Genomic DNA, 24,621 nt, shown 5'->3' with positions numbered 1-24,621 from the left:
GCGGTTCTACACCCGTACTGATATCTTTTGGGCATATCGAATTAATTGCCTTACTCCGGCACATTGGCTTATACCGGTAAGGATAGAATCTCGATATTCCGGCAACCATCTTGTACCGGAAAGCATCGTTACGCCGGTCCCGCGAAAAGCCTGAGGGTATAAAGGCGTGCTGGACCCGACCATTACCACATCCCGGGTACCATTACAATAACCCAATACGCTTTCCAATGTCCGGTTGATGAGAGATGTACTGCTGACAAAGACCACCTGGCACTCCGGCAGGAGCTCGGGTTCTTTGCTTTCCGGGTAAACCCCTCCGGGCAAGTTCTCTCCCCGTTCAAATACAAGCAGGTTTTGGACTTTATCTTTAAGGTTAAAAATGATCGGTCCGATATGACCAATAACCCCAACCGTATCGGTCGGTTTAATTTCTACGGAGAATGCAGCATCGGAGCCGTCGGCATTTTCAACCTGTTCCAATTTCTCAAATTCAGCAACCGAATTTAATACTGCCAACCCCATGGCCGAGCTGATAACATTATTGCCCTGCAATGCCCATTCGGCAATTTCCTGAGCAGGCATGCCAACAAGCTTTCCTCCCTGAGGGAGAAGTGAGCAGCCATCAACCGTTTCTTTCCTTAATACATAGGTGACGCCTAAGGAGCCGTCATCAAGCTCAACAGTCATCAACCCCAGTCCTACCCTGACTTCTCTGATCTTCTTCCCCTTGAGCCTCGGCAGGGCTAACTCATAAACACGCTCTAATATCATGTCAAGAACCTCCTACTCTATTTTTACTGTTGACTGCATATAATTTATAGACATATGCCCTTAATTAATTGTATAGTTGTTTTGAACATATGTCAATTAATGTGCAAAATGGCAGAAGGGAGTTCGCCATCCATGCTTTCATCCAATGAAAAAAACTTTATTATCAATATTTTTCTGTTCATTTTTGCCTTCACTTGCATTTTAACAGGAATCATTCAGCATTTGAGACTTAATTCGGTCATTCCCTTATTTTCTAATTTAAACGTGAGGCATCTTCACATTTGGACAGGGTATTTAACGGCAATCATAATTTTTTTCCATCTAATCCAGCACCAAAAATGGATAGCTAAGGTTTCAGCAAATATCTTGAAAAATAGAAGCACCCTGGCGGCTTTAATCTTTACCGTCATTATTTCTCTCGGCATTTGCTTTTTTATCAGCACATCTGCACCCGCTGAAAAAGGCAAAGGGGGATTTTACGGTCAGCAAAATAGCGGTTACAGCGGTGGTTTTCAAAATAGGGGACGCTAATCTACATATATTTTGAAAAGCAATTTTCAGAAAGCCATGATAAAAATCCGGATACCGACCAGTCCAAGAGCAACAGCCAAACAACGAATAATCCATACCCCGTGAAAACGTTTGGATAACCTGGCTCCTAATTGGGCACCGAACAATACACCGATGGCGAGGGCTATCGTCTGCCACATACCCTTTGAGAGTACGCCGGAAACAAGATGCTCAACGGAACCCGACAAGGACATAAAAGCTAAAATAAAGTGGGAAGTTGCCGTGGCAATATGGACAGGAAAATTTAGAAGATGAACCAGAGCGGGAACGTGAATAATTCCCCCTCCTATCCCGAGCAGGCTGGAAATATAGCCGACAATAAGGCTTAAGCTAATCCCAACAACGGGATTATAGGAAAAGAAATACGTATTCCCTTCCGTATCGGTGAGGGTGCGTCTCATATGGCCTTTAGGTACTTCTTTTGCTAAATCACCTTCTTTCTTAGAGCGAAGCAGCAAAAAGACCGAGGCCCCGAGGAGCATTACGCCAAATATCCCGTCAAAGATGTTGCGGGGAATATAAGACGTTGTGAACGCCCCTAAGATTGAGCCGGGTAAGGTCGCGGCAGAAAAAATCAGGCCCGACTTATAATCAATTCTTTTCATTTTCCGATAGGCAAAAGTACCGGACAAGGCGTTAAAGAAAACAACAACCAAAGAAATGCTGGTAATCGTCTCCGGGCTTTGTCCGGGGTACAGTAAGAGCAAAACAGGGACTAGAATAAAGCCTCCGCCTGCCCCAATCAGTGTTCCGAATGTCCCAACTATAAACCCTAAAGGGATTAGCCAAAAAAATTGCTCCATGACGTTCTCCTCTCCTGTATATTCTCCTCTCAATAATGAACCATATACTTTTTCTTCTTTCATCAATCTCTATAAACGTTTCTTGACAATTTCCTAAAGTGAATCGAAAATTATATCTAAACTATTATAGAACAGAATAGTTTATCTTTTCAGCGTTTAATTCAGCTTTCTGATAAAATAATACTAAAAGGAGATGGAAATCATGGCAAATCGAATGAAATGGAAGATTCCGAGCTCATGAAACAATTGGCAGTGCTAGAAGAAGAACTGGAAGATCTTCAAATAAAAAAATAATTTGTGTTAGGGCAAACCGGTTTGCATATCTCCAGTTCCAAGGTAGCCCAACAGGTCCACGAATATGAAGAAGAAATGATAAGGCTACAGGGACTTATTGCTGAAATAGAAACCGATGTTAAGCGGCGGGACTTGTGAGGTAAATATTATAACTTAAGAAAGGGAAAATCAAATGATACAACCAATAACATTTCCAGGTTTAGGCCTTAGCTTTACAATTAATCCTGTTGCCTTTAGTGTTTTTGGGATGGGAATTCATTGGTACGGCATTATCATCGCAACAGGCTTTCTGCTCGGTATTTTACTGGCTAATAAAGATTCCGATAAGTTCGGCATTAAGCAGAATGATATAAATGATTTTCTGCTGGTTGTAATTCCTTTGTCTATTATTGGCGCAAGGCTTTATTATGTGGTTTTCGAGTGGTCAAATTATAGGAATAATTTGCTTGAAGTATTTAACATCCACAATGGAGGCCTGGCAATTTACGGAGGCATTCTAACCGCCGTGTTGACAGCGTACTTTTTTACCAAAAAGAGAAAAATAAGCACCTTAAAATTCTTTGATTTTCTTATACCCTATGTGGCTTTAGGTCAAGCTATCGGCCGTTGGGGTAACTTTGTCAACCAGGAGGCTCATGGAGTTGGAACGACGCTCCCATGGCGAATGGAAATATTTGATCTCTCAAAAATGCAAAGAATAGCCGTTCACCCCACCTTCCTATACGAGTCTTTATGGAATTTAGGGTTATTCTTCTTTTTATTATGGTTCCGGAAGAAAAAGAAGTTTGAAGGCGAAGTATTTACGCTTTACCTGGCTTTATATGGTTTTGCACGTTTTTTTATCGAAGGATTACGGACGGATAGCTTGTATATCGGCACATTCAGAGTATCTCAAATACTGGCTGGCTTGTTTTTCATTGTATGCACGGCTTTATTCTTCATCAGACGGAATAAAAACAGAAGACCTTAAGTTGAATAGGTAATATATTGTAGGATGGTCTTCATAGTAACAGAAATATGTTTTTTTGCAATCATGTTAACGTTTCAAAAAGCCTCTGATTGACCCACTTTTATATTAAAAGCTTTTTCTTATTCTTTAGTAAAAAATATAAACTGGTGAAGATTATAAGGATTATTATAGCAATATAAAAGCCGATTCTGAAGTCTTCCACCCGCAAGCTTACAACGCTTAGCAGTATAATTGCACCAAGAGTTCCATATGCTCCGAAACGCCCCCATATTAAGGGAGAAACGTAATTTTCTTCATTACTTCGGTGTTTCAGCCATACAATAAATGTAATCAGATTAATAGACCAATTGAGAAATGAAAAGTAGGAAGAAGCAGATACCAAATAATTGAAAAGTTTGCTGCCTAAAATAAAGGACATTCCTAAAATTAGAAATGTAGAGATTGCCACAAGAATCCAGGCGTTTTTGTAAAACCCTTTCGGTGTAGCATTTTTGAATAAAGCAGGCGCTTGACCGGTTTTGGATAAGGATACAAGCATTCGGGAACAAGTATAATAGGTTGCAATCATTACCGAAACAGCGGCAACAAGAATGATTAAATTCATCATGACCGATGCCCATGAAATTCCCATTTTGCTGAAAGCAAGCACAAACGGTGATACATCGGTATTAATAGTATTCCATCGAACAAGTGACACAATCACCATCATGGAGGCAACATAAAGAAAAACGATCCCCAAAGTTGTCAAAACTGTCGCTTTGGGAATTTCTCTTCTTGGCTCTTTCACTTCCGGAGCTGCCATTGCAACAGCGCTAATCCCGCTGAAAGTAAAGATTACAATCAGCATGGACTGTAATAACCCTAATATCCCCTTAGGAAAAACGGTATTGAAACTTGAAAACAAATTTGGCGTCAATGGTATACCTTTCGTAAACAGAAATAAACCACCGAGTACGATAAATATAAGCAGTACCGCAATTTTTATCATAGCCATTGCGGTTTCGATATAGCCAAATCCGCTTTTCCCCAGTGCATTGATCCCTATTACGAAAAGCAGTATCAAAAGAGCAAAAACAGAAATTGACAGATTGGGGAACCAATATCGTAAAAAAGTTCCTGAAGCAAGGGCCTCCGAACTTAGGGTTAAAATCCCTGATACAAGTACCATCCATCCAATTAACGCGCCTGAGAAAGGACCTAAAAATTCCTCTATGTAAACACGAAAGGAGCGAGGAGAAGTACGATTTATGGTTATGCTGGTCATAGCCCCTAGTACTTGAGACATAATCATTCCTCCAAGTAGAAAGGCAATGATAACCGAAGGACCTGCTTGGTTAATTGCCAAACTAGAGCCCAGTAAAAAACCGGCTCCAATTACTCCGCCAATACCGATACCCGTAAGGCTGTAAGCATTTAATCTTTCATTATTAACATGACCGGATTTTTCCTCCGAATTAATGATCATATTTTTTATCAAACCTTTATTATTTTTTAAATATTATTTCCAGGATAGATTTGACTAACCATTTTAGATTTCAATTTATTTTATTTTAGAAGCTAATATCCAAACTCTTTTATAAATATCTTCTTAGACACAAAGAGAAGCCCCGCTTTTCTGGGCCTCTCTTTGTGTTTATTACTCAAATTTACTACTCTTAGCCAATATTCTCCAATAGTTTCTGGAAATCCTGTAAAACCTTGTTCAGTTCGGCTATCCTGGCTTGCTGTTCTGTTTGAATCATGTTCATTGCAGCATTGGCAGCTTCAATATCGCCCCGTGATTTAGCCTGATTCAGCAAAGCTACCTGCTCCTGAATCTTTCCCTGATGTTCAAGCATAATCTGCTGACGTTCTTTTTGAAAGGTTTGAATTGCTTCTTTGATTCGGGCCGTTTCTTCATTACTAATATTCGCTCCGTTTTGAAGCTTGTTTTGGATTAACGCTTTTAGCTCTTCAGAACAATCATTGAGTTGGGTCTTTACGCCTGAGGTCGCCCCGGCGTTTAATCTCACCTGCTGCCTGGTGCGCTCAAACTGAATCTTTCCTGCCTGGTAGGCTTCCGTGTTTCCTTTTCCCTGTAACGTTGTGCCGCTCTGATTCGCACCCTGTCCGGATGTTCCTCCCCCCGTTTGTCCTGATGCCTGACCGGATGTTTGGCCGGCTGCTAAAGCGGTACCGGCTGTTCCTAAAAGCAGAAGTCCGGCAATTACTATGCTGAAAATCTTTTTCATATCAAATCTCTCCTTATTCATCAAATGTTAATTGAGAATCCTGCGCTTCATCCAGGTTGTTTATACTCTCAATTAGTTTATCAATCTCCCCTGATAATTCTTTTAAGGTTTGCTGTTTTTGGGCGTCCGTATAAACATTGTCAGATTTGGTTAGTATTGTAACCCCGCTGTTCGTCCCACCTACATACTGTTCAGTTGCGTCAGATGTTGTCTGAGATGCGGTTATCCCAGTTTTATCTGAGTTAACCACCTGGCCCTCAGCTGTCTGTTTTACCGGCAAATCAGAAGAACTTTGAGCGCAGGCCGCACAGCCGAAAATGACCAAGGCTATAGCCATACTTAGTCCAATCATACTTTTCTTCATTGTCCACCCCTCTTTCGAAATGGGATATCAGCCAGCTGTTCTGTTTAACCTAAATATAAGTTTGAAATGTAAACTCCCAATGAGCAAAATGTAAACAATTTGTGAAAACTTGGTATTTTCCCCAAGCAAATTAATCTATAGAGGGAAGAGTAAACGTCAGGTAAGTCCCTTTTCCTTCCGTGCTTTCCGCCCAAATACTTCCCCCGTTTAACTCAACCAGATTTTTAGCAATGGCCAACCCTAGTCCCGTACTTTTATCCTCAGCGTTGCGTACCTTATCGGAACGATAGAACTTTTCAAATATATAAGGCAAATCAGCGGAAGCGATACCGACACCCGTATCTTGAACCGTCAAGCGAACTTCTTGGTTATTTAGTCCAGCTTCAATGACGATTTGTCCTTCTTCCGGCGTATATTTAATCGCGTTGCTGATAATATTGATCAACACTTGTTTTATGGAAGAAGGATCAGCAAGGGCATAAATCTCTGACAAGACCTTATTAATAACTGATAGCCGCTTATTTTCTGCAGAACTGCTTAACACAGACAGCACATTTTCAACTAAGGCGGCTATGTTGATGCGTTCTTTCTGCAGTTTTACGCCGCCGGACTGAATCTTTGCCAAGTCCAGGAGATCGGAGGTTAAGCGGATCAAACGCCTGGTTTCCCCCTGAATCAAGACCATATACTCCTGATAATCCTGCGGTTCAACGATGCCATCGACAATTCCTTTAACAAATCCGTTAATTGAAGTCAATGGTGTTCTCAGTTCATGGGAAATATCCGCAATCAAATCGTTTCTCATCTTTTCCGTCTTCTCAATCTGATCTTTCATATAATTGAAGGAGTTGGAAAGACTGCCGATTTCATCTTTGGATACAACCACCGTAGGTTCGGTTTTTTCCCCTTGAGCAATTTTCCTGGCCGTCTCATCCATTTCTTTGATCGGTTTGGAGATTCTTCTGGAGTTAAAATAAATGAACGGAATGCTTAAAATGATCATAGTAGCGGCAACTATCAGGATAATCAAGTCCATATGAGCGACTATTTTGTTGATGTTGCTGACAGGACAAAGAATAAGAATTGCACCCTCGATTTTTTCATTAATTGTTAAGGGGTACCCCGCAAATAAAACGTAAGCGGCAAAATCTGTAGAATACTCTTTTTGTTGAAAAACCTTCTGCCCTTCGAGCACCAGCTTGACATTGCTGGCAACAAACCCCTCATCTAAGCCGTTTAGGGCCATCCTCTGCTGCCTGGAAAATTGCGCACTGTCGATTTTCAATATGTAAATAACCGAAGATGTACTGTAAGCTAGACCATTCACTTCCGAATTTAGCTCTTGCTCGGAAATTTTATTCTGGTAAAAATCCTGGGTTAAGAGATTGGCTTTTTGGGCCACCAACTCCAGTGTTTCCTTTTTTTCAGAAAAAACCGCGTCTTTGTAAACAACTGCCAGGATCACTGTCATGGAAGCTATCACCAAGATAGTAATAAGGAGATAGGTGGTTAACAGGCGGGCAAATATACTTTTAAACATCCTGTTTAACCTCCAGTTTGTAGCCAACACCCCAGATTGTTTTGATCTCCCAGCCGGAAGAATGATTCTTCATTTTTTCCCTTAGGCATTTGATGTGGACATCAACCGTCCGGGTATCACCTAAATAAGAATAATCCCATATCTTTTCCAAAAGTTGTTCCCTTGTAAATACAATGTTCTTATTTTGTGCCAAAAAGCTGAGCAATTGGATCTCTTTCGGTTTTAAGTCTACATCTAGGTCATCTACACGTACTTGGTACTGATTCATATCAATAATCAGATTATGTATGGTTATTATATTGTTCTTTTTCTCTTGAGGCGGATTATGTGATTTAAGCCTGACCTTAACTCTGACCAGCAATTCTTCGGGTTCAAAGGGCTTCACCAAATAATCATCGGCTCCGGCATCGAAGCCGGTAACCTTGTCGGCAACCATATCCCTGGCGCTTACCATGATCACCGGAATATCCTGTTCCAGCTTGATCAGCTTGCATACTTCCCAACCGTTAATCAAAGGGATCATGATATCCAATAAAACCAGGTCAACTTTTGTTTTTTGGAGTATGTCAATTGCAGCACTGCCATCATGGCAGATAATAGTGTTATATCCCGTCTTTTTTAAATAGAGATCCATTAACTTACAGATATTTTTATCATCATCGACAATTAAAATTGTGCTTTTCTCCATTGCCCATACCCCTTTATCAATTTTTACTGCATGTCAAAAACATCTATCTTCCATTTATTTCTTTTATAATTCTAGCAATTCTTTAAAAATCTTTCTATTGAATAAAATTTATATAATATACTGGGACAGGTACTTTGCTCAAAGCTTTCACGGAGAAGATGACCCTAATGCCTTTTAATGGAAATGGGCAAATGTTTGAAAGAAGGCTTGAATAATTTTTATTGACAGAGTGCTTTAAAATTTCCTAACGCTTTGGAGACATTATGTCTGTTTTTAGCGAATATACATTTTGAGTTGTTAATAAGTTGCACGCTTAATGCAACTTATTTTTTCATTGGCCGTGTAATAATAAAGTCTAGTAATAACTGTAGATTCTAAATGGGGATAATATTAATTAATTTCAACCTAGAATATGATGAGTTTCAAAGTGAATTTAGAACTCTGGCAAAAAGCAAATAATGAAAAAAGCGAGCAGTTCTATATTAAATTACTTAAAACCGGAGGTTTGGTACAATGAAGCCATTACGATTCCTTATTTTTTCTGCAAGTTTCGGAGCAGGCCACGTAAAAGCTGCAGAAAGCCTGATTCATACGCTTAAAAATTCAGACCCTAATGTTGAAATCTTTCACGAGGATTATATGTCACTCTATAATAAGTTTCTTAACACAGTCCTTAAGAAATCATATATTAACATGATTAAACAGACACCAAAACTATGGGGGACGTTTTACTATTCAACGCAAAATCTTTCATATGATTCCTTTTTTCAGCGTTTTGTGAACAACATTGGCCGCAAGCAACTGATTGATTATATCCACGAATTAAAACCGGATATGATCATTTGTACTTATCCGACGGTAGCCGGCCTGCTGGCTCATCTTAGGACGACCGGATACCTACGTATTCCTTTAGCAACAGTTATTACCGACTATACAATCCATGCTCAATGGATTCACCCAGGTGTCGATTTATATGTTGTCGGCAATACGGAAGTACGCGACGGTTTGATCAACAGAGGAATCAGTCCTGATGCTATTCAGGTAACGGGTATTCCTGTCAGTCCTAAGTTTGACGGTACTATGAATAAAAAAGAAGCGCTTTTAAAACTCGGCCTTTCACCTGAACGCCAGACTTTTTTAATAATGGGGGGAGCTTATGGTGTTCTAGGCAATGCCAAATGGATGTACAAGCTGATGGCGACTGCTGACGCCCCCATTCAGGCAATTATCGTTTGCGGCAATGATCGGAAGTTATATAGGTCTTTGGATCCTGTCGCCAAAGAAGCTTACAATCCCATTGTTCGTTATGGTTTTGTTAATAACGTCGATGAATTAATGACAGCCGCCGACATTATTATTACAAAAGCCGGTGGGCTGACAGTATCCGAAGCCTTAACTAAACATCTCCCTATGATTATTTTTAAACCCATTCCCGGTCAGGAAGCAAATAACGCAAGTTACATCAAATCAATCGGTGCGGGCCTTATTACGGATACAAAGCAAGAGTTTCTTCATACTTTTTACGAACTCATTGAGAATAAAGATTTGATCAGACAAATGAGCCTTGCCGCGGCCCGTGAGTATCCGGGTAATTCATCTCAGCGGGCCGTTCAGTCTATCTTGAATCTGGCTTATGATTGGCGAACGAAAAAATCTATAGAAAACATTAGCATATCAGCAAACGTCAGCTGAGGAGTCCGAAGTATCTCTTTTATTGCCTATGATGATTTCTGTTCGCGCTGTTTTTTTTGTCTCGTACAATTAACTCTTGATATTTATTTAAAACTATATCTAACTCCTGACTGGCTTTTACCACTTCCGGATGGGTAAAAGCTTTTCCGTTCTTTACTTTAGCCATCTTCGACCGCAGTTTTTCAATTTTATTAATTATTTTTTTTGTTTCATTCATTCCTATTGCTCCACTTCAATCGCACCATATGACGAAGCACTAATTTAAAACCTTCTTAATTCCTCGACAGCTGATTCTTTTTGAATCTTTTAAAACAAACGCAGCAATTCTTGTCGATTCATTAAAATTTGTTAAATGAATTTATAACATAAAAGCCTGTCTGGCCTAAGACAGGCTTTTATGTTATAAAACTGACTATTTGCAACGAATCTGGATTTATGTGTATTTGTTATTCACGCAACTGCAAACGATGAAGTAAGTTTAGCATTTTGCTGTTTAATCTGCAGTTTCAGCATCTCCGCTGCTTTCCGGTGTATCTGCCTTTTCTTCAACTCCGTTTTGCTCATTTTGATCGTTATCCTGCTCTGATTTTATGATTGTACCTTTATTAGCGTCAACTTTTACATCATAGACATTTGTTCCGGCTTGAATTTTAACACCGTAGACAATTACACCGTTTTCATCCTCCAGTTCTATCGCCTTAAATGTCCCGCCCTGTATAGAGTTTAAGGCAATTTGCTTCGCTTGTCCTTCCGTAATTGCTGTTTTTGTATTGGCCGAAGTCAGCTCTTGATCCGCTGTTTCTTTTTGCTGGGCAACAACAGCAGTCGTTGCTTTATTCGCTGTTCCAGTCTGCCCTGAATTATTTGAAGAAGCATAGGCCGCCACAGTGCCTCCCAATGCAAATATGCCTACTAAAGCTAAGGTCGTAATCGCTGTAATTTTTTTATTCATGTTTGTCGTCTCCTTAAATCTTTTGTTTCTCGTTCTAATGTTCATTCTCTTCGCAATTTTGGTTGCATTTTTCTCACCTCCTGAATCTATTGTAGGATCTGGAGATGAGATTCCAATAAAATGAACCTGAGAATCATCTGAAAATCTTCTAAGAACCAGCCTCTGCTTTAAACGTCGGATGGCAGGTGGATCGTCATGGTTGTCCCATGTCCGATTTCACTTTGAGCTGTTATAGAACCGCCATGAATTTCTGCGATCCACTTGACGATAGACAAGCCCAATCCTGTCCCTCCGAACTCCCTAGACCTGGCTTTATCCACTCTATAGAAGCGGTCAAATATATGCGGCAAATCCTCCTTGGGTATGCCTACACCGTTATCTTTTACAGTAATGATTGCCTGTTTTTTTGTTTTTTCAAGATTTATCACGATTGTGCCTTCCTGGGACGTATATTTAATGCTGTTGTCCAGAACTGCGCGCAGCATCTGCTTTACTAACCTGCGATCCGCTTCGATCAGAAGAAACTCTCCGTTTAGAAAACTGATGTCACGCTCGGACGTAACCAGCTTACTTTCCTCAACAATTTCCGCCAGCAACTCGTTTAAACAAAACTTCGTCTTTTCTAGCTTTAACATTTCATGATCGCTTTTGCCGATAAATAGCAGCGTATCCAGAAGTTTAGTCATATTGGCAAGCTCGCCTTGGATAGACTGCAGCCCCTCGTTTAATACCTCCGGATCATTTTTCCCCCAGCGATTGATAACATCAACATAGCCTTTGATGACTGCCAGCGGTGTCGCCAGTTCATGGGAGGCGTCCAGGGTAAATTGATTCTGTTTCTCATATGACTGCTGTATTCGTATGATAAAGTCGTTGAACGTATCCGCCAGTCTTTTCAGCTCATCATCAGGGCCTTCGATCTGAATCCGCTTGCTTAAATCACTGGCACTGATCTGCTGTGCCTGCTGGGTAATTTTATTGATAGGATTCAATGCATTTTTACTGATGATATAGCCGACGATAAGGGAAACAAGCAAAATAAGCACATCTATGATAAGCATGCTGCCGGATAAGGCATGCAGGTAAGTTTGCTCATTATCCATATCCTTGATAATCTGTATACCCAAAACCGTTTTATCCATTAAAACAATTTTGTCGTTCAAATATAATACGGTTTTTTCTCCAGCTTCCGTTGTCCGGACGATCTTGGTATTGCTTGCAGGAAACGGAAGATTGTACGTCTCTCCGGTATTATAGACTGAGCGATTATTCATCGTGAGATTAATATCAACATTATCCGTCATCTGGGAGATATTCCTCAAATCAACCATGGGAATATCTGCGAGAGATGTAATCTCCTGTTTAACTGTTTCATTAATTAACTCCAGCTGCTGAATGGAGGTTTGCTTCATATAGTAGTTAAGGCTTATCAGTGTTGCCGCATTAACAACCACGAGCGCTACAAAAAAAAGCAGAGCGTAGACCATGGTCAGCCGGTGTGATATTTTGCGTAGTTTAAACGTAAAAAACTTCATGGCTGCTCCTTTAGCGTGTATCCAACGCCCCGGACGGTACGAATCAGTTTAGTGCCATACGGATAATCGATTTTGTTTCTCAGGTAACGGATATAGACATCCAAAACATTGGTATCCCCAGCAAAATTATAGCCCCACACCTGGTCGATGATCTGGTCTCTGGTAAGCACCAATCCTTTATTGGTCAGCAAATATTCCAGAAGGTCATATTCCGTCTTGGTTAGATCAATGATATCCCCTTGCTTTTTAACTTCCCGGGTCAGAAGGTTCAGGCTTAAATCGGCAATCTCCAATATTTTCGCGGCGTTTAGGGCCGCCTCACCTCTGCGCAGTCCGGCCCTGACTCTGGCTAATAATTCTTCCATTTCAAACGGTTTGGTCACATAGTCATCCGCTCCCAAATCGAGCCCAATAACCTTATCAGTAATCTCCCGCCTGGCGGTCAGCATAATGATGGGTACCTGAGAGACTTTGCGGATTTTGCGGCAAACCTCCATCCCGCTGACTTCCGGCAGCATTAAATCCAACAGAATTAATCCGTAATGACCGTTCTGGAATTTTTCCAGCCCCTCCCGGCCATCCGCTGCCATATCATAGGCATACCCTTCATGATTAAACTCCAACTCTAAGATTCTGAGAATAGCCTTGTCGTCTTCAATCACGAGAATATCCTTCTTTTTCAATGCTTCATCCTCCCGGCAAAGGGATTAGCGTCCTAAAGAACGCCAATCCCCGGATTCCTATACATCTACTATACACTTTCCCACATTTCTTTGAAAAGCTTAGTCGGCAACTTCAGCAGTCCCTTTGGCTTTCTCCACCTGGAACTTTAAGGGTTGGTACCCCTTGGCATGGAGCTGGATATCAAAGGTCAGACCATTTTTCGAAGTCCCGTACAAGCCGTTCATGTTTCCATTGTAATGCCCTGGCTGAGAAACCTGATTGTCAAAGTGGATGGTCTTGCTTTCTCCAGGGTTTAGCGACAATCCCTTCAGTACTGCATAATAGGATTCCTGCTGTTTTGTGACCTTATCGGTAATTGTATAATAGATGTCAAACGTATCCAAAACAGTTTTCCCGTTATTCACCATGGTTATTTCTAAATGATCAGCAGTTGCATTATCCTCAACTCTGGCATCTTTAATCGTAATAGGCAAGGGTGTTGTACTCGTTTCTTTTATTGGGTTTTCCGCTTGAAGCGGGGCTTGATCCGCTTTGTCATTAATACCGTCGCCGTCCGTATCAGCCGCATGGGGATTGGTGCCATAGGTTTTTTCCACAGCATCAGGGATACCGTCACCATCTGTATCCACCGCCTGCGATCCGGTCTGACCTGAAGCCGTTTGCTGGCTGACATTATCAGCCGCCGCTGATTGATTGCTTACCGGATTTGTCTGTTTGGCACTGCTGTTATTTGCTGTTGTGGCACACCCAACCAGAGCAAGACTTATCACAGCTAAAACCAGGAAACCAGCCGCAAGTTTCTTGAATGTTTTATTGTTATCGTGAGTTTTGAGCATTTTTTCCTACCTCCAATTGTTTTTTTCGTTAAACCATTTATTAATTTTTACACTGCCTGGTAAATATTTTCTCTCCTTAAAAAGCCGATGTAGGCCAGCAGCCACAGGACGCCGCTGGGAATTACCAGGCCGACCAGGTTGACCCATTTCAGCTTGACAACTTCCCAGGGCGTATTATTTTCAAACCCCGGCTTGACGTTTAAAAGTGCAAAGCTGATTCTTTCATAGTGCTTGGTCGGCGACAGTTCCTCAATACCGTTTCTTAACGTCTCATAAAATTTGAATTTCTGCAGTACCTGCTGCTCCTGGGCCCTGGTCATACCCATTTGGGCAAAGAAGCCTCCTGGAAGCTGATTATCCATATCCATGGTGTCGCCTATCTGGGGAAAGACAAATGAGAATACCAGCCAGACGATTACGGTAAGCAGCAAAGCACGGCTTCCCTTGGCGGAAATGGTAGCAATCCCCATGCTTAAAATCAGAAAAAATGTCATGTAAAGAAACGACATCAGAAAGAACAGTCCGAGCCGCAGACTTTCATCCCCGGTCAGTGTGATTCCGCCGATAATGGGCAACGAAACAAAGGTCAGCAGTCCGGTAAGGAGGGTGATTCCCGCCAGGATTACCAAATTTCCTGCCAGTTTACCGGTTAAATACATGTCCCGGAAAACGCCCCGGGATAAAATGAGTCTCAGCGTCCCGCTTTTTTGTTCTTTCGCGATTGCTGTATTGCCCAAAACAATCGCCAGTAGGGCACCAACCATGCCGATATAATTCACAAAGCCCTTGGATGCTGCCAGCGGGTTCAAATTGGGCATGGGCGGCAATTCGGTCTTCCCCAGAGATTTTAAAAAATCAATGGAATTATTATAGGTATCCAAGGAAATCCTGACCTGATAAGCTCCTAGAACAATAGAAACTACGGTCAAAACCAAAAGCATCAACAGGATGAATAAAAAAAGCTTATTGTGCAGCGCATCCCGAATTTCTTTTTTGGCAATTTCCACGAACGGTTTCATCATTTTACCTCCTTCCATGCCTTTTGAATTGCACAAACGTAAATATTCCGGCTGCCAGCAGCAACCCGATCAACCAATATGCCGTTTTAGAACCGGCTTTGACCGTAACCGGAATGCTGACAGGCTCACTTTTTGTCTCCATGCTTACAGCCGAAACAGCTGCTTGGAAATTTCCGGAGGTCTGCGAAACAGGCACTTCAATCTTGAGCTTCAGCGTTCCCGTTTCCCCCGGCTTCAAACTGATTTTCTCGCTGGTTCCCTGCGAGAACCACTTATACGGAAGTTTTGTTTCCAGGGTTATTCCTTGCAGCTCTTTATTTCCGTCATTTTTAACCGCAAACGAAAGCTCGGCAGCCTTGCCGTTCAGAATTTCCACTTGACTGGACAAACTTTTGATGCTTAGCTGATAATCCTGATTGACCTGAACCGTTATGCCGATAGCGCTTTCTTGGCCATCCTCCCGCGTGGCCTTGACGGTCACCGTATCCTGAAGGACGGAAGGATTTCCTTTCAGGGTCAGGTGCAAATCCACCTGTTTGCTCTCTCCTGCCGCTATTTTTACTGTCCTGGCCGCGGCACCCCCCGCTTCAAGATACATTTCATAAGTATTGGAGCCGCTTAAGGCCTGCAGGTCATAACGATGAGCCGCGGTATCCTCGTTTTTCAGGAAAAATGGCACCATGCCGCTTTCTCCTGTTGCCAAAATACAGCCCGGCGTAAGCCCCGCATCATTTGTCCCTGCGGCCAGAACCGGTGCGACGGTGACCTGCAGCATTACTGCCACCAAACCGAAAATGAGCAAAGCTCTCTTCAACTTTTTCATCGGACTTCCTCCTTTTGGGCTGTGCGGTAAGACATCAGCAACAGGATCAGTCCCGGTAGCAGGATTTCCAGCAAGGCCCCCGCTTGTCTCACAATTAGGCTTATAACATCCATGACGGCTGTCTCGGGAACGACTTGCAACAAGTCACGGCCGATATTTCTTAATTGCGCCGCCGGCGAAAACAGTTCAATGCTCTTGGAAATTGCGGTATCCGCCGGCACTTGGGTCACGGTCTGCGCTGTTGCACTCAGCGCATAAGCAAAGCTGCGCTGGCTGTCCGCCAACTGCGGCAGGACAAAGGTTACCGTAATCCAAATAATCATCAACAACAGAAAGCCGAAAGCACTGTCCCTGGCTTTGAGGGATACAAAAAGAGCAGTGATGTAGAAAACCATCATATAGATGAAGGCTACAATAAAAAACAAGACCAGTCTGCCCAGTTCATTGGCATTCGGACTTAGTCCAGAGACTGCAGCAAATAAAATCAGGTTGAATACCAAGATAACTCCCAATAAAAGACCAATCACGGAAGCGCCGCCCAACAGTTTTCCCGTCACCATCTGATCCCGGTAAAGAGGACGGGCGGCAATCAGGATTAGCGTACCATTGCCCCGTTCGCCGCTGAATACTTCATAACCCAGAAAGATAGCCACCACAGCGCCGATCATGCCAACATAACTGATAATATTCTGCAATACAGCCAAAGGAAAAATCGCCGGCGCAGGCGGCAAGGCTGACATTCCTTGGGCCTTCAGCAGCTGTACAATATCCTGATAGGCCTGTAATTCAGCATTTTTGGTGCTGGAACCGATGTACACAGAGATAATGGAAAGGAAAACAAACATCCCGGTGATAATGATAAAGATTTTATCCCGGAAAGCTGTCCGCACTTCTTTGCGGGCCAGGGTTAAAACCTTTTTATTCATTTTCCTCCCTCGATTCTGAAATAAATCTCTTCCAGGGATTTCTCCTCAGGAAATTTCTTTTCCAGCTGGGTCAGGGAATCCGCCATCAGCAGCTTTCCTTTGCTGATGATGCCAATATCGGTGCACAGCTTGGTTACTTCCGACAGCAAGTGCGTATTCATAAAAATTGTGGTGCCCCACTCCGCATTCAATTTGAGCAGAATATCGCGCATATCCTTGGTTCCCTGGGGATCAAGTCCCGAAGTCGGCTCATCAAGAAATAGAATCCTTGGCCTGTGCAAAATTGCCTGGGCGATCCCGATCCGCTGCCTCATCCCTTTAGAAAAAGTTTTCACCCTGTGTTTCTTCCATTCCGTAAAATCAAGGAGCTTTAAGACTTCGTCTATTCTGGCTTCCACCCGTTCAACTCCTGAAAGCCTGCCGAAAAACAGCAGGTTTTCCTGTGCCGTCAGATCCCCGTATAAAGATACATTCTCCGGAAGATAGCCCAGCAGATTTCTGACCTTCAGATTGTCTTTGACAATGTCATAGCCGCCGATAACGGCTCTTCCCGACGACGGCTCGATTAAGGTTGTCAGCATGGAAATGGTCGTCGTCTTACCGGCCCCATTATGCCCGAGGAAGCCGAAAATCGCCGACTCCTTTACTTCAAGGGATAAATCTTCCACTGCAGAAAAGTCTCCGTATTTTTTTCCTAACTTTTCAGCTGTCAGCATCGTTATCTCACCTCATTTCTTCATTAAAAACTATACAAATTTGTTTTTTACTTCATTTCCAATTTTAAAAGCACTGTCTGAGACAGATATAAACTGAATCTGAGAATTTTCTAATATTAGATCTGTTTTCAATAATAAAAAACCTATCTATGGCTAAGGGCTAAGACAGGTTTTTGTATGATAAACGCTGAATATTTGCAGCGGATTTGTTGTTTTATAATATAGCTTGCTTAAAATTAAAACCTTTTTGTTTTTTTCACCATGCCGATATTCTCTTTGATTTGAATTTGATCCATTTTGGTAATGCTCAATACAACTACAAGAATTAATATGATGGCCAGAAAAATGGCGCTCGTTGATACTGTACCTAAAGCCAGGCCCCCCTCATCACGCGCCTGGGACATAAAATCCCCAATCGAAGCACCAAGAGGCCGCGTCAAAATATAGGCAATCCAGAAGGCAACAACTGAATTCAATTTAAACCGGTAATAGGCAACGGCCACTGCCGCTATCAAAACGGCAAAAATAACCGCCGAATTGAAATAGCCAAGATTCAACCCCTCTGACGCAAGATCACCGGCAGCCGTACCCAAGGCAAATGTAAACAGGATGGCCAGCCAATAAAAGGCTTCTCTTTTGATAGTATAAATGGAATGAATGGAAAGTGTCCGCTCGCTCCTGAACCAAAGCAAAAAAGTCGCGATTAGGGCAACGGCGAAAATTACGGTGGTTGTTTCCAGCGGAACACCAAAATTATCTACAAGATTATCCGTTATCAATGTGCCGACTATACTGATCAAGACAACTGCCAGCCAATAAATTCTCGGTATGTATTTTTCTGCTTTAAACTGAAAATACAAAGTTACAGCCAAAAGGCCGGCCATGATAAAACTTGTAATTGTCAAGCCAAGGTTAAGGTTCACATTTAGAAAGTCAGCCGCAGTTTCTCCGACGGTAGTGGCCAAGACCTTAATTACCCAGAAAAAAATTGTGATTTCAGGAACTTTGCTTAGCAGTTTCCTGGTGTTTTGGTCCATGAAATAACTCCTCCTTGAATTCTTTTAAATTTAACAAAGCAATGATATGAATCTCGACTTAGAACCTGTTTAAAAAATGATTAAAATCAGATTAGAGTATTAATTTAGTTTCAGCATTTCTTGTCACTTCCAGAGAATAAAGGCCATTTCTACGCGATTTGCATGATTTTATTACTATGTTCCTTATTAATAGAGAGAACAACAGCTTCAATGATTTTAGCGCAAATATTTGAAGCGTAGATCATATCATTCCGATAATCTTCCTTAAGAGAGTATTCTTCGATATTTGTCTCAATGTATGATTTCAAAGTTTCACTTTCCATTTTATCAACAGACGCCAGGGATAACTCCGGTAAAGATTGGGTATTTTGCGCCATTTTGTTTAATTTGTTTTCATATTTAAGGTGTGACAGCATTTTAGACGAATTTAAAAACCACTGCTTATTGTGCGGCATGCAAAAGAAATCACTTAAAAAATGACAGATGACCCCAATTTTTTCACTGAAGGCATAATACGCTTTTAGATTTTGAAATACATCTGGTGTCTTAGACAATTTAAGAATTTCATTAATAACTAAATCCAGGCTTTCAGCTTTGTAGTGCGACTTGATCACCAAGTTTGGAATAACATCAGGTTTGATGTTTCCCCAAAGAAAATAATTGAATTCTAATCGGAAATTAAGATTCTCATATGTTTTATCATAAATAATTGTGGAAAGAACTCTGTGTGTGTTTATAACCATAAATAAAATCCGCCTCTTGATTCATTAAAACCTTATTAAGGATATCATCTTTCGCTGAAAGGCCTCTTAAAAATAGATTAGAATCAGATTAGAACCAGTATTTTTTTCTAGTAAAAGGCTGCCCATTATAGAACAGCCGTGCTCTATTACCCCTATTCAATCTTACAGAATGCAAAACCCGCCTGAATATAATGTCCAAACGGGCTGTGTATTCTGTAAGCTTTTTGAAATATTTACTTCAATTGGCTTTTTAGTCAAATATCTTAGGTTTAATTATTATTCTCTAGAACATTTTTCATAGCCTTATACTCTTCCCCTGAGATTTCACCACGGGCAAAACGTTCTCTTAGGATGCCCAAAGTCTTATCATCTTTGTTAAACAAACTCTTGGATAAGCTCTGTGAAACTTGACCTTTGCAATCAATAACCAGAAACAAACCTACCAAGAAAATTACAACTCCAATAAACATCATGATTTATCTCCTCCAATCCCGTCCTGCCGGTCATGCTGCTGAATCATCATATGTCCAAAATTGGTTTCACCGTATCTGTCATGCTCATAGTAATGAAAAACGACCGAGCCGACTGATATCCCGATGCCTAAAACCATCAAGATAATCCCTGCAATTAATTTTGATTTTTTCACTGCTGACTCTCCTCCTTGTTTTAATTTAAAATAATTCTGATTCCGATTGATTAGAATACCATTAGATTTTAGGGAATCTGAAGAAATATTTTTCGGATTATAACTGTATTGTGATTGTTGTTCCTTTCTCTACCGTGCTTTCAGCTGTAATCCGGCCATTATGGGCATCAACAATCCATTTGGCAATGGATAATCCCAGACCGCTGCCACCGAGCTCCCTTGTCCTTGCTTTATCCACCCTATAAAACCTATTGAAAATATTATTGATTTCGCCCTTGGGTATACCAATCCCGGTATCGGCTACAGCAATTTCGATCCGACCGGATATATATGCTGCGGATATGCTGATTTCACCGCCTTTGGGCGTGAATTTGATACTATTGTCGACCAGTGCTCTAAGCATCTGTTTTATCATTCTGCGATCTGCATCCAGTTCTATCTGTTCATTGATTTTACAATCCAGATAATGTTCCGGAGCAATCAATCTGCTCTCTTGAATGATCTCCGCAGCCAAGTCGTTGAGATTAATCTTTTCCTTATGAAGCTGCAGCCTGCCTATATCACCGCCAGCTAAAAAAAGAAGCTCTTCAATTAAATCTCCCATATTGGCTGTCTCATTTTTTATGGCATTAATAGCCTCCTGAAGAACAGCTTTATCTTCTTTTCCCCACCTGTCTATAAGAGATATATACCCCTGAATCACGGAAATCGGCGTCCTTAACTCATGGGAAGCATCAGACACAAATTGGTTTTGTTCCTCAAAGGAGTCTTTAAGCCTTTCCAGCATTTGATTAAACGTAACAGCCAGTCTGCTTAATTCGTCATCCGCATCTCCCGCTTCTATTCGCTTTCTTAAATCGCTGGCGCTGATTTCTTGGGCAGTTTTTGTTATTTTATCAATGGGCTTTAATATTCTTTTGCTGATCATAAACCCGGTAATAACCGCTAAAATTACGCCGAAGAAATCGGCAACGGCCATGAGGATGAATAAAAGCTTGATAAAGGAATACTCTTTATCCATACTCTTGGCAACCTGAAGATACGCCTTTATTCCACCTCCCGAATAGACTTCCGTATTTTCTAAAATAATATGCTTTTCACCTAGTTCAATAATTCGTATTGCATTGAATTGAGAAACAATACTCAATTGGCTGGTGTCAAAATTCTCAGAATCGTTAACGATGATGCCTTGGGGATCGGCAATTCTGATGTTCATATCCAAATTGGTTCCGCCTTGGCTCATAAGTTCTGGATCGGACAGATTCATATGTTCACCGTTCGTTCCAGCGATCATTTCCGAAGTCGTCCGGCTGACATTTTCAACCTGGCTTGCGGCCTGGTGAACAAGGAAATATTTTACGCCATAGAGTATTCCGGCATTCAGAAGGACTAAAACCAGAGAAAATACCAAAGCATAAATTGCTGTTAGCTTCCAGGATATTTTTCTGATCTTGATAAATTTAACCTTCACCGTTTTGCTCCTTTGCTGTATAGCCAAAGCCTCTTATGGTATGAATCAATTTTGTGTCATAAGCGTCATCAATCTTGCTGCGCAAATACCTGATGTAAACATCGACGACATTTGTATCGCCGATATAGTCATATCCCCAGACGTTATCCAGGATTTGTTCCCTGGAAAGAATAATCTCCTTGTTGCGAAGCAAATACTCCAATAAGTCATATTCCCGCTTTGTCAGATTGATCGAATCTTCTCCCCTGATTACGTGATGCTTGGACAAATCCATAATCAAATTACCTAGAATCAGATTCTTTTCCGGTCTCGAAGAGTTTTTCCTAAGGGCGGCTCTTATTCTTGCCAGCAATTCCTCACTGACAAAAGGTTTGGTTATATAGTCATTGGCGCCTGCATCAAGACCCGTCACCTTGTCTACTGTTTGCCCTTTTGCAGTCAGCATGATGACCGGCACCTCGGAAAATTGTCTTACCTTCCGGCAAACCGCCATCCCATCCAAACCGGGAAGCATGATATCCAATAGCACCAGATCCGGCTCTTTTTGTTTGACAGCGTTAAGGCCACCCCAGCCGTCATATTCCACCTGGACATTATATCCCTCATGCCGGAGTTCAAGTTCCAAAAACCTGGCTATCTGTTTTTCATCTTCAATGATAAGAATCTTGTTGTTCATATCAGCCTCCTGAAGTCTGAACAAAGCTATCTATAATTTCGAGGTTCAGATTATAGACTGTAACCTGAATTTTACTATTATCCACATCCACGACAGCAAAATGATATTCGGGAATTGGAGCGACATCGACATCTTTTTTATCTTTATACCCTGAATAAACGGGTGCTCCGAAAGTGCCCGCAGTAACTTGGAAAACAGAGTGGGAATATGTGAAAACCTGGTCGCCAATCGTTTCATTGAAATCGGAATTGATATGTCTCCGGCTGTAATCATGCTCATGGCCGCAAAACACCAGCGGATTTTTCGATTGGTCGATTATTTGCCACAATTTATCCCTTTGCAGTTTATTTGCATCTAAGGAGCTGCCTACATGGTCCCCGGTTGGAAAAGCGGGTTCATGAAAAAAATAAAAGTTGTATTTTTTCTGTGGATCTGTATTTAGTTTAAGCCATTCCAATTGCGTATTTGATACCATATGGTCTTCACCGGGATAATTGGAATTAAGCATATAAAACCTAGCGTCACCTTTATTTAAAAAATAGACCGTTTTCTGGTAGCTTTCCAAAAAATCAGCCTGGAATTCGGAGAAAACTTCACCGAATGCCCGAACACCTCCAAGTCCGGCAGTAGCCTCGTGGTTTCCAAAGCCAGGGTAAAAAAAGGAAATGGGATAGTATTGCGTAATCGTATCTTTAAAGTGCTGCAACTCAACCATTTCTTGCGAATAGCTACCGGCCCCTCCGATAAGATCACCGGGCATGACGGCAAAAGAAGGCTGAGGTATTAATTTTTTTATACAGGTAAACGTTTTCTTCACCGCTTCATCGCTAATTCCTTGATCCGGTCCGCGGCAATCAGCCATAACTACAAAACGAAACGAATCGTCTTTCCCGATTTGAGTATCCGTCTGGATCTGAGGAGAAGGAACTGACGGAGTTGGCATTATATTTTGGTTATTTTCGCTTCTGTTTATCACACTGCATGCAGCCAGCAATAAAAGGCCGGTAATTACTATAACTAATTTCAGGTATTTATTCACTAGCTTAAATCTCCCCGTTATTTTTTTAAGCAATCTTGAGAACAACAGCTTCCCTTGCAACTTTTATTGCTCTCTGCCGTGTAATAAACAATTATAGATATTGGGAACAAGATAAATATCTCTCCCTTTTATTAAGGAGCAGTCATGAAGAATAATAAATTTTTACCTGCCTTATTTTTAGTACTGACAACCATCTTTGTAGCAGCCTTTTTCTACTTTGACCGGGCAAATACCCTTTCTTTGGTTATTATGAACTTAGGCTGGCCGGGAACAATCATTGCCACCTTGTTGATGGCCTTGCTGTGCATGACCCCGCTTCCTTCCGAAGGCCTTCTTTTAATGTTTATGAAGGTTTACGGCGTGCTGCCGGGCATATTGCTGTCCTGGGCGGGATTAAACATCAGCACTTTGGTTATTTTTGTCATTGCCAGACGCTATGGGCAGGGTTGGGTCAAGAAAATACTGACTGCCGAACGTTTTACCCTTATCAATGACTGGATTGAACGAAAAGGAACGCCCGGTTTATTCGCCGTCCGTCTCTTGCCTGTCCCCGCGCTGGCGGTAAACTTTGCGGCAGGCGTGATACCCTCCATTAATTTCTGGCCCTATTTTTGGACCGCTGCGGTTTCTATTTTCCCCTATTATCTCGGAACCTCGCTCATGTTTATGGGAATCGCCAATCAATCCTGGTATTGGCTGCTCATTGGAGGCGTATCCATACTCATTATTGGCGTTATCGGTTATGTTCTGAAGAAAAGGAGCTACGCCTAACTAACCTTTAATTTATAATTCACCTGATAAAATAAATAGCGATAACCAAAGCTCCCAAAACAAACCTGTAAACTGCAAAAATAGCAAATCCCTTAGTTTTTAAATAATTCAAAAGGAATTTTATGCTTAAAGCCCCGACAACGGCTGCCGTAATCATCGCCGTTAAGAAAGGGGCTTTATCAATGTGGGTATGAAGTATACCTTTGGCATGATACAGAGCATCCCCCAGGATAATCGGAGCTGAAAGCAGGAAGGTAAACTTGGCAATACTTTCGCGGGTCATCCCTAAAAGGCGGCCGGCCGTCATCGTAATACCCGAACGGGATACGCCGGGAATAACGGCAAAAACCTGGGCCAGACCAATAAGAACGCTTCGCTTGATTCCTGTTTCCTTAATATCGATCTTATTGGGACTATATTTGTCCGCAGTATATAAAATAATTCCCATAATAATCAGCATTACGCCGATTAAAGCCGCATTCCTGAAATCCTGCATATATTTATCCAATATTACTCCGAACAAGGCTCCGGGAACTGTTGCCAGCACGATAAGCCAAAACAGCCTTCCATCCTGTGATTTAGGTTTGGTCAAGCCTGCTTTGATAAGCCTGAGCCAGTCTTTAATAAAAAATAAGATAACGGCGGCCGCAGTCCCCAGATGCAATGCCACATCGAACACAAGACCTGGGTCCTGCCAGTTAAAAAGCCAAGGGACAAGCACCAAATGCGCTGTGCTTGATATCGGCAAAAATTCCCCGATTCCCTGAACAATCCCGTAAATAATCGCTTGCAAAATACTCATTAATATTCCTCATTCTTTCTTT

Annotated in this window: 27 protein-coding genes; 3 read left to right on the top strand and 24 right to left on the bottom strand. The window is 41.6% G+C overall.

All coding sequences use genetic code 11. The features are described 5' to 3' along the window. Window positions 1-6: 6 nt before the first annotated feature. Together A7D23_RS12065 and A7D23_RS12055 are read right to left on the bottom strand one after the other, a co-directional pair. Window positions 7-771, bottom strand: coding sequence for a DUF364 domain-containing protein (locus A7D23_RS12065; protein ID WP_068883928.1), 765 nt, complete (start codon window positions 769-771; stop codon window positions 7-9). A gap of 557 nt (window positions 772-1,328) precedes the next feature. Then, the gene (locus A7D23_RS12055; RefSeq protein WP_068884108.1) at window positions 1,329-2,144 is read right to left on the bottom strand and encodes a sulfite exporter TauE/SafE family protein; all 816 of its coding nucleotides are present in this window, start codon (window positions 2,142-2,144) and stop codon (window positions 1,329-1,331) included. Between the two features lie 466 nt (window positions 2,145-2,610). On the opposite strand from A7D23_RS12055, the gene lgt reads away from it, so the two are divergent. Next, the gene (lgt, locus tag A7D23_RS12050) at window positions 2,611-3,408 is read left to right on the top strand and encodes a prolipoprotein diacylglyceryl transferase (RefSeq protein ID WP_068883924.1); all 798 of its coding nucleotides are present in this window, start codon (window positions 2,611-2,613) and stop codon (window positions 3,406-3,408) included. 100 nt (window positions 3,409-3,508) lie between these two features. Here lgt and A7D23_RS12045 read toward each other — a convergent pair whose 3' ends face one another. The 5 genes from A7D23_RS12045 to A7D23_RS12025 form a co-directional block, all read right to left on the bottom strand. Further along, window positions 3,509-4,873 (bottom strand): amino acid permease, encoded by a 1,365-nt coding sequence (locus A7D23_RS12045; protein WP_068883922.1) that lies wholly within the window; start codon window positions 4,871-4,873, stop codon window positions 3,509-3,511. 190 nt (window positions 4,874-5,063) lie between these two features. Then, window positions 5,064-5,639, bottom strand: a complete 576-nt coding sequence (locus tag A7D23_RS12040) for a hypothetical protein (RefSeq protein ID WP_068883920.1) — start codon at window positions 5,637-5,639, stop codon at window positions 5,064-5,066. Between the two features lie 13 nt (window positions 5,640-5,652). Beyond that, on the bottom strand, window positions 5,653-6,003 hold the full coding sequence (locus A7D23_RS12035; RefSeq protein ID WP_068883918.1) for a hypothetical protein: 351 nt from the start codon (window positions 6,001-6,003) through the stop codon (window positions 5,653-5,655). Window positions 6,004-6,133: 130 nt separating this feature from the next. Continuing rightward, entirely contained in the window at window positions 6,134-7,543 is a 1,410-nt protein-coding gene (locus A7D23_RS12030; protein ID WP_068883916.1) for an ATP-binding protein, read from the bottom strand. Beyond that, window positions 7,536-8,231, bottom strand: a complete 696-nt coding sequence (locus tag A7D23_RS12025) for a response regulator transcription factor (protein WP_068883913.1) — start codon at window positions 8,229-8,231, stop codon at window positions 7,536-7,538. Before A7D23_RS12025 ends, A7D23_RS12030 begins: the two co-directional genes overlap by 8 nt. A 513-nt stretch (window positions 8,232-8,744) precedes the next feature. Here A7D23_RS12025 and A7D23_RS12020 point away from each other — a divergent pair. Continuing rightward, on the top strand, window positions 8,745-9,923 hold the full coding sequence (locus tag A7D23_RS12020; protein ID WP_068883911.1) for a glycosyltransferase: 1,179 nt from the start codon (window positions 8,745-8,747) through the stop codon (window positions 9,921-9,923). A 19-nt stretch (window positions 9,924-9,942) separates the two neighbouring features. On the opposite strand, the gene A7D23_RS12015 is transcribed toward A7D23_RS12020, so the two are convergent. The 16 genes from A7D23_RS12015 to A7D23_RS11945 form a co-directional block, all read right to left on the bottom strand. Then, window positions 9,943-10,140 carry an aspartyl-phosphate phosphatase Spo0E family protein gene (locus A7D23_RS12015; RefSeq protein WP_068883909.1) on the bottom strand — a complete coding sequence of 66 codons (198 nt, stop codon included), beginning with the start codon at window positions 10,138-10,140 and terminating at the stop codon, window positions 9,943-9,945. Between the two features lie 276 nt (window positions 10,141-10,416). Next, window positions 10,417-10,875, bottom strand: a complete 459-nt coding sequence (locus A7D23_RS12010) for a PepSY domain-containing protein (protein WP_068883907.1) — start codon at window positions 10,873-10,875, stop codon at window positions 10,417-10,419. Window positions 10,876-11,042: 167 nt separating this feature from the next. Next, on the bottom strand, window positions 11,043-12,410 hold the full coding sequence (locus A7D23_RS12005) for an ATP-binding protein (RefSeq protein ID WP_068883905.1): 1,368 nt from the start codon (window positions 12,408-12,410) through the stop codon (window positions 11,043-11,045). Further along, window positions 12,407-13,093: a response regulator transcription factor gene (locus tag A7D23_RS12000; RefSeq protein WP_068883903.1), complete on the bottom strand. Its 687-nt coding sequence runs from the start codon at window positions 13,091-13,093 to the stop codon at window positions 12,407-12,409. Before A7D23_RS12000 ends, A7D23_RS12005 begins: the two co-directional genes overlap by 4 nt. 99 nt (window positions 13,094-13,192) lie before the next feature. Continuing rightward, the gene (locus A7D23_RS11995) at window positions 13,193-13,930 is read right to left on the bottom strand and encodes a thrombospondin type 3 repeat-containing protein (protein ID WP_068883901.1); all 738 of its coding nucleotides are present in this window, start codon (window positions 13,928-13,930) and stop codon (window positions 13,193-13,195) included. Between the two features lie 47 nt (window positions 13,931-13,977). Next, complete coding sequence (locus A7D23_RS11990; RefSeq protein ID WP_176714418.1) at window positions 13,978-14,952, bottom strand: ABC transporter permease subunit; 975 nt, start codon at window positions 14,950-14,952, stop codon at window positions 13,978-13,980. Window position 14,953: 1 nt separating this feature from the next. After that, window positions 14,954-15,772, bottom strand: a complete 819-nt coding sequence (locus A7D23_RS11985) for a hypothetical protein (protein ID WP_068883897.1) — start codon at window positions 15,770-15,772, stop codon at window positions 14,954-14,956. Next, window positions 15,769-16,698 (bottom strand): ABC transporter permease subunit, encoded by a 930-nt coding sequence (locus tag A7D23_RS11980; protein ID WP_068883895.1) that lies wholly within the window; start codon window positions 16,696-16,698, stop codon window positions 15,769-15,771. The genes A7D23_RS11985 and A7D23_RS11980 overlap by 4 nt, the downstream gene beginning before the upstream one ends. Then, a complete protein-coding gene (locus tag A7D23_RS11975; RefSeq protein ID WP_068883893.1) occupies window positions 16,695-17,414 on the bottom strand; it encodes an ABC transporter ATP-binding protein in 720 nt (239 codons plus the stop codon). The genes A7D23_RS11980 and A7D23_RS11975 overlap by 4 nt, the downstream gene beginning before the upstream one ends. Window positions 17,415-17,650: 236 nt before the next feature. Then, on the bottom strand, window positions 17,651-18,451 hold the full coding sequence (locus tag A7D23_RS11970; protein WP_068883892.1) for a hypothetical protein: 801 nt from the start codon (window positions 18,449-18,451) through the stop codon (window positions 17,651-17,653). 149 nt (window positions 18,452-18,600) lie between these two features. Then, window positions 18,601-19,194 (bottom strand): zinc dependent phospholipase C family protein, encoded by a 594-nt coding sequence (locus A7D23_RS11965; RefSeq protein WP_068883890.1) that lies wholly within the window; start codon window positions 19,192-19,194, stop codon window positions 18,601-18,603. Window positions 19,195-19,463: 269 nt separating this feature from the next. After that, entirely contained in the window at window positions 19,464-19,667 is a 204-nt protein-coding gene (locus A7D23_RS11960; RefSeq protein ID WP_068883889.1) for an SHOCT domain-containing protein, read from the bottom strand. After that, window positions 19,664-19,840 (bottom strand): hypothetical protein, encoded by a 177-nt coding sequence (locus A7D23_RS16120; protein ID WP_176714417.1) that lies wholly within the window; start codon window positions 19,838-19,840, stop codon window positions 19,664-19,666. Before A7D23_RS16120 ends, A7D23_RS11960 begins: the two co-directional genes overlap by 4 nt. A 97-nt stretch (window positions 19,841-19,937) precedes the next feature. Continuing rightward, window positions 19,938-21,311 carry an ATP-binding protein gene (locus tag A7D23_RS11955; protein WP_068883887.1) on the bottom strand — a complete coding sequence of 458 codons (1,374 nt, stop codon included), beginning with the start codon at window positions 21,309-21,311 and terminating at the stop codon, window positions 19,938-19,940. Beyond that, window positions 21,301-21,987 (bottom strand): response regulator transcription factor, encoded by a 687-nt coding sequence (locus A7D23_RS11950; RefSeq protein WP_068883885.1) that lies wholly within the window; start codon window positions 21,985-21,987, stop codon window positions 21,301-21,303. The genes A7D23_RS11955 and A7D23_RS11950 overlap by 11 nt, the downstream gene beginning before the upstream one ends. 1 nt (window position 21,988) lies before the next feature. Beyond that, on the bottom strand, window positions 21,989-23,026 hold the full coding sequence (locus tag A7D23_RS11945) for a metallophosphoesterase (RefSeq protein ID WP_068883883.1): 1,038 nt from the start codon (window positions 23,024-23,026) through the stop codon (window positions 21,989-21,991). A gap of 144 nt (window positions 23,027-23,170) precedes the next feature. Between A7D23_RS11945 and A7D23_RS11940 the strand changes: the two genes are divergently transcribed. Continuing rightward, on the top strand, window positions 23,171-23,797 hold the full coding sequence (locus A7D23_RS11940) for a VTT domain-containing protein (protein ID WP_068883881.1): 627 nt from the start codon (window positions 23,171-23,173) through the stop codon (window positions 23,795-23,797). A gap of 19 nt (window positions 23,798-23,816) precedes the next feature. Here the strand turns inward: A7D23_RS11940 and A7D23_RS11935 are convergent, their stop codons facing one another. Further along, window positions 23,817-24,599 (bottom strand): undecaprenyl-diphosphate phosphatase, encoded by a 783-nt coding sequence (locus A7D23_RS11935; RefSeq protein WP_068883878.1) that lies wholly within the window; start codon window positions 24,597-24,599, stop codon window positions 23,817-23,819. Window positions 24,600-24,621: the final 22 nt, after the last annotated feature.

The organism is Dehalobacter sp. TeCB1 (assembly GCF_001707455.1).
Taxonomy (GTDB): domain Bacteria; phylum Bacillota; class Desulfitobacteriia; order Desulfitobacteriales; family Syntrophobotulaceae; genus Dehalobacter; species Dehalobacter restrictus.
Note: the sequence above shows the minus strand (reverse complement) of the source record. Positions and strands in the feature narration are given on the sequence as shown.

Coding starts and splice junctions, on each gene's coding strand:
- A7D23_RS12065 (WP_068883928.1), bottom strand. CDS start 771: ATGATATTAGAGCGTGTTTATGAGTTAGCCCTGCCGAGGCTCAAGGGG.
- A7D23_RS12055 (WP_068884108.1), bottom strand. CDS start 2,144: ATGGAGCAATTTTTTTGGCTAATCCCTTTAGGGTTTATAGTTGGGACA.
- lgt (WP_068883924.1), top strand. CDS start 2,611: ATGATACAACCAATAACATTTCCAGGTTTAGGCCTTAGCTTTACAATT.
- A7D23_RS12045 (WP_068883922.1), bottom strand. CDS start 4,873: ATGATCATTAATTCGGAGGAAAAATCCGGTCATGTTAATAATGAAAGA.
- A7D23_RS12040 (WP_068883920.1), bottom strand. CDS start 5,639: ATGAAAAAGATTTTCAGCATAGTAATTGCCGGACTTCTGCTTTTAGGA.
- A7D23_RS12035 (WP_068883918.1), bottom strand. CDS start 6,003: ATGAAGAAAAGTATGATTGGACTAAGTATGGCTATAGCCTTGGTCATT.
- A7D23_RS12030 (WP_068883916.1), bottom strand. CDS start 7,543: ATGTTTAAAAGTATATTTGCCCGCCTGTTAACCACCTATCTCCTTATT.
- A7D23_RS12025 (WP_068883913.1), bottom strand. CDS start 8,231: ATGGAGAAAAGCACAATTTTAATTGTCGATGATGATAAAAATATCTGT.
- A7D23_RS12020 (WP_068883911.1), top strand. CDS start 8,745: ATGAAGCCATTACGATTCCTTATTTTTTCTGCAAGTTTCGGAGCAGGC.
- A7D23_RS12015 (WP_068883909.1), bottom strand. CDS start 10,140: ATGAATGAAACAAAAAAAATAATTAATAAAATTGAAAAACTGCGGTCG.
- A7D23_RS12010 (WP_068883907.1), bottom strand. CDS start 10,875: ATGAATAAAAAAATTACAGCGATTACGACCTTAGCTTTAGTAGGCATA.
- A7D23_RS12005 (WP_068883905.1), bottom strand. CDS start 12,410: ATGAAGTTTTTTACGTTTAAACTACGCAAAATATCACACCGGCTGACC.
- A7D23_RS11995 (WP_068883901.1), bottom strand. CDS start 13,930: ATGCTCAAAACTCACGATAACAATAAAACATTCAAGAAACTTGCGGCT.
- A7D23_RS11990 (WP_176714418.1), bottom strand. CDS start 14,952: ATGATGAAACCGTTCGTGGAAATTGCCAAAAAAGAAATTCGGGATGCG.
- A7D23_RS11985 (WP_068883897.1), bottom strand. CDS start 15,772: ATGAAAAAGTTGAAGAGAGCTTTGCTCATTTTCGGTTTGGTGGCAGTA.
- A7D23_RS11980 (WP_068883895.1), bottom strand. CDS start 16,698: ATGAATAAAAAGGTTTTAACCCTGGCCCGCAAAGAAGTGCGGACAGCT.
- A7D23_RS11975 (WP_068883893.1), bottom strand. CDS start 17,414: ATGCTGACAGCTGAAAAGTTAGGAAAAAAATACGGAGACTTTTCTGCA.
- A7D23_RS11970 (WP_068883892.1), bottom strand. CDS start 18,451: ATGGACCAAAACACCAGGAAACTGCTAAGCAAAGTTCCTGAAATCACA.
- A7D23_RS11965 (WP_068883890.1), bottom strand. CDS start 19,194: ATGGTTATAAACACACACAGAGTTCTTTCCACAATTATTTATGATAAA.
- A7D23_RS11960 (WP_068883889.1), bottom strand. CDS start 19,667: ATGATGTTTATTGGAGTTGTAATTTTCTTGGTAGGTTTGTTTCTGGTT.
- A7D23_RS11950 (WP_068883885.1), bottom strand. CDS start 21,987: ATGAACAACAAGATTCTTATCATTGAAGATGAAAAACAGATAGCCAGG.
- A7D23_RS11940 (WP_068883881.1), top strand. CDS start 23,171: ATGAAGAATAATAAATTTTTACCTGCCTTATTTTTAGTACTGACAACC.
- A7D23_RS11935 (WP_068883878.1), bottom strand. CDS start 24,599: ATGAGTATTTTGCAAGCGATTATTTACGGGATTGTTCAGGGAATCGGG.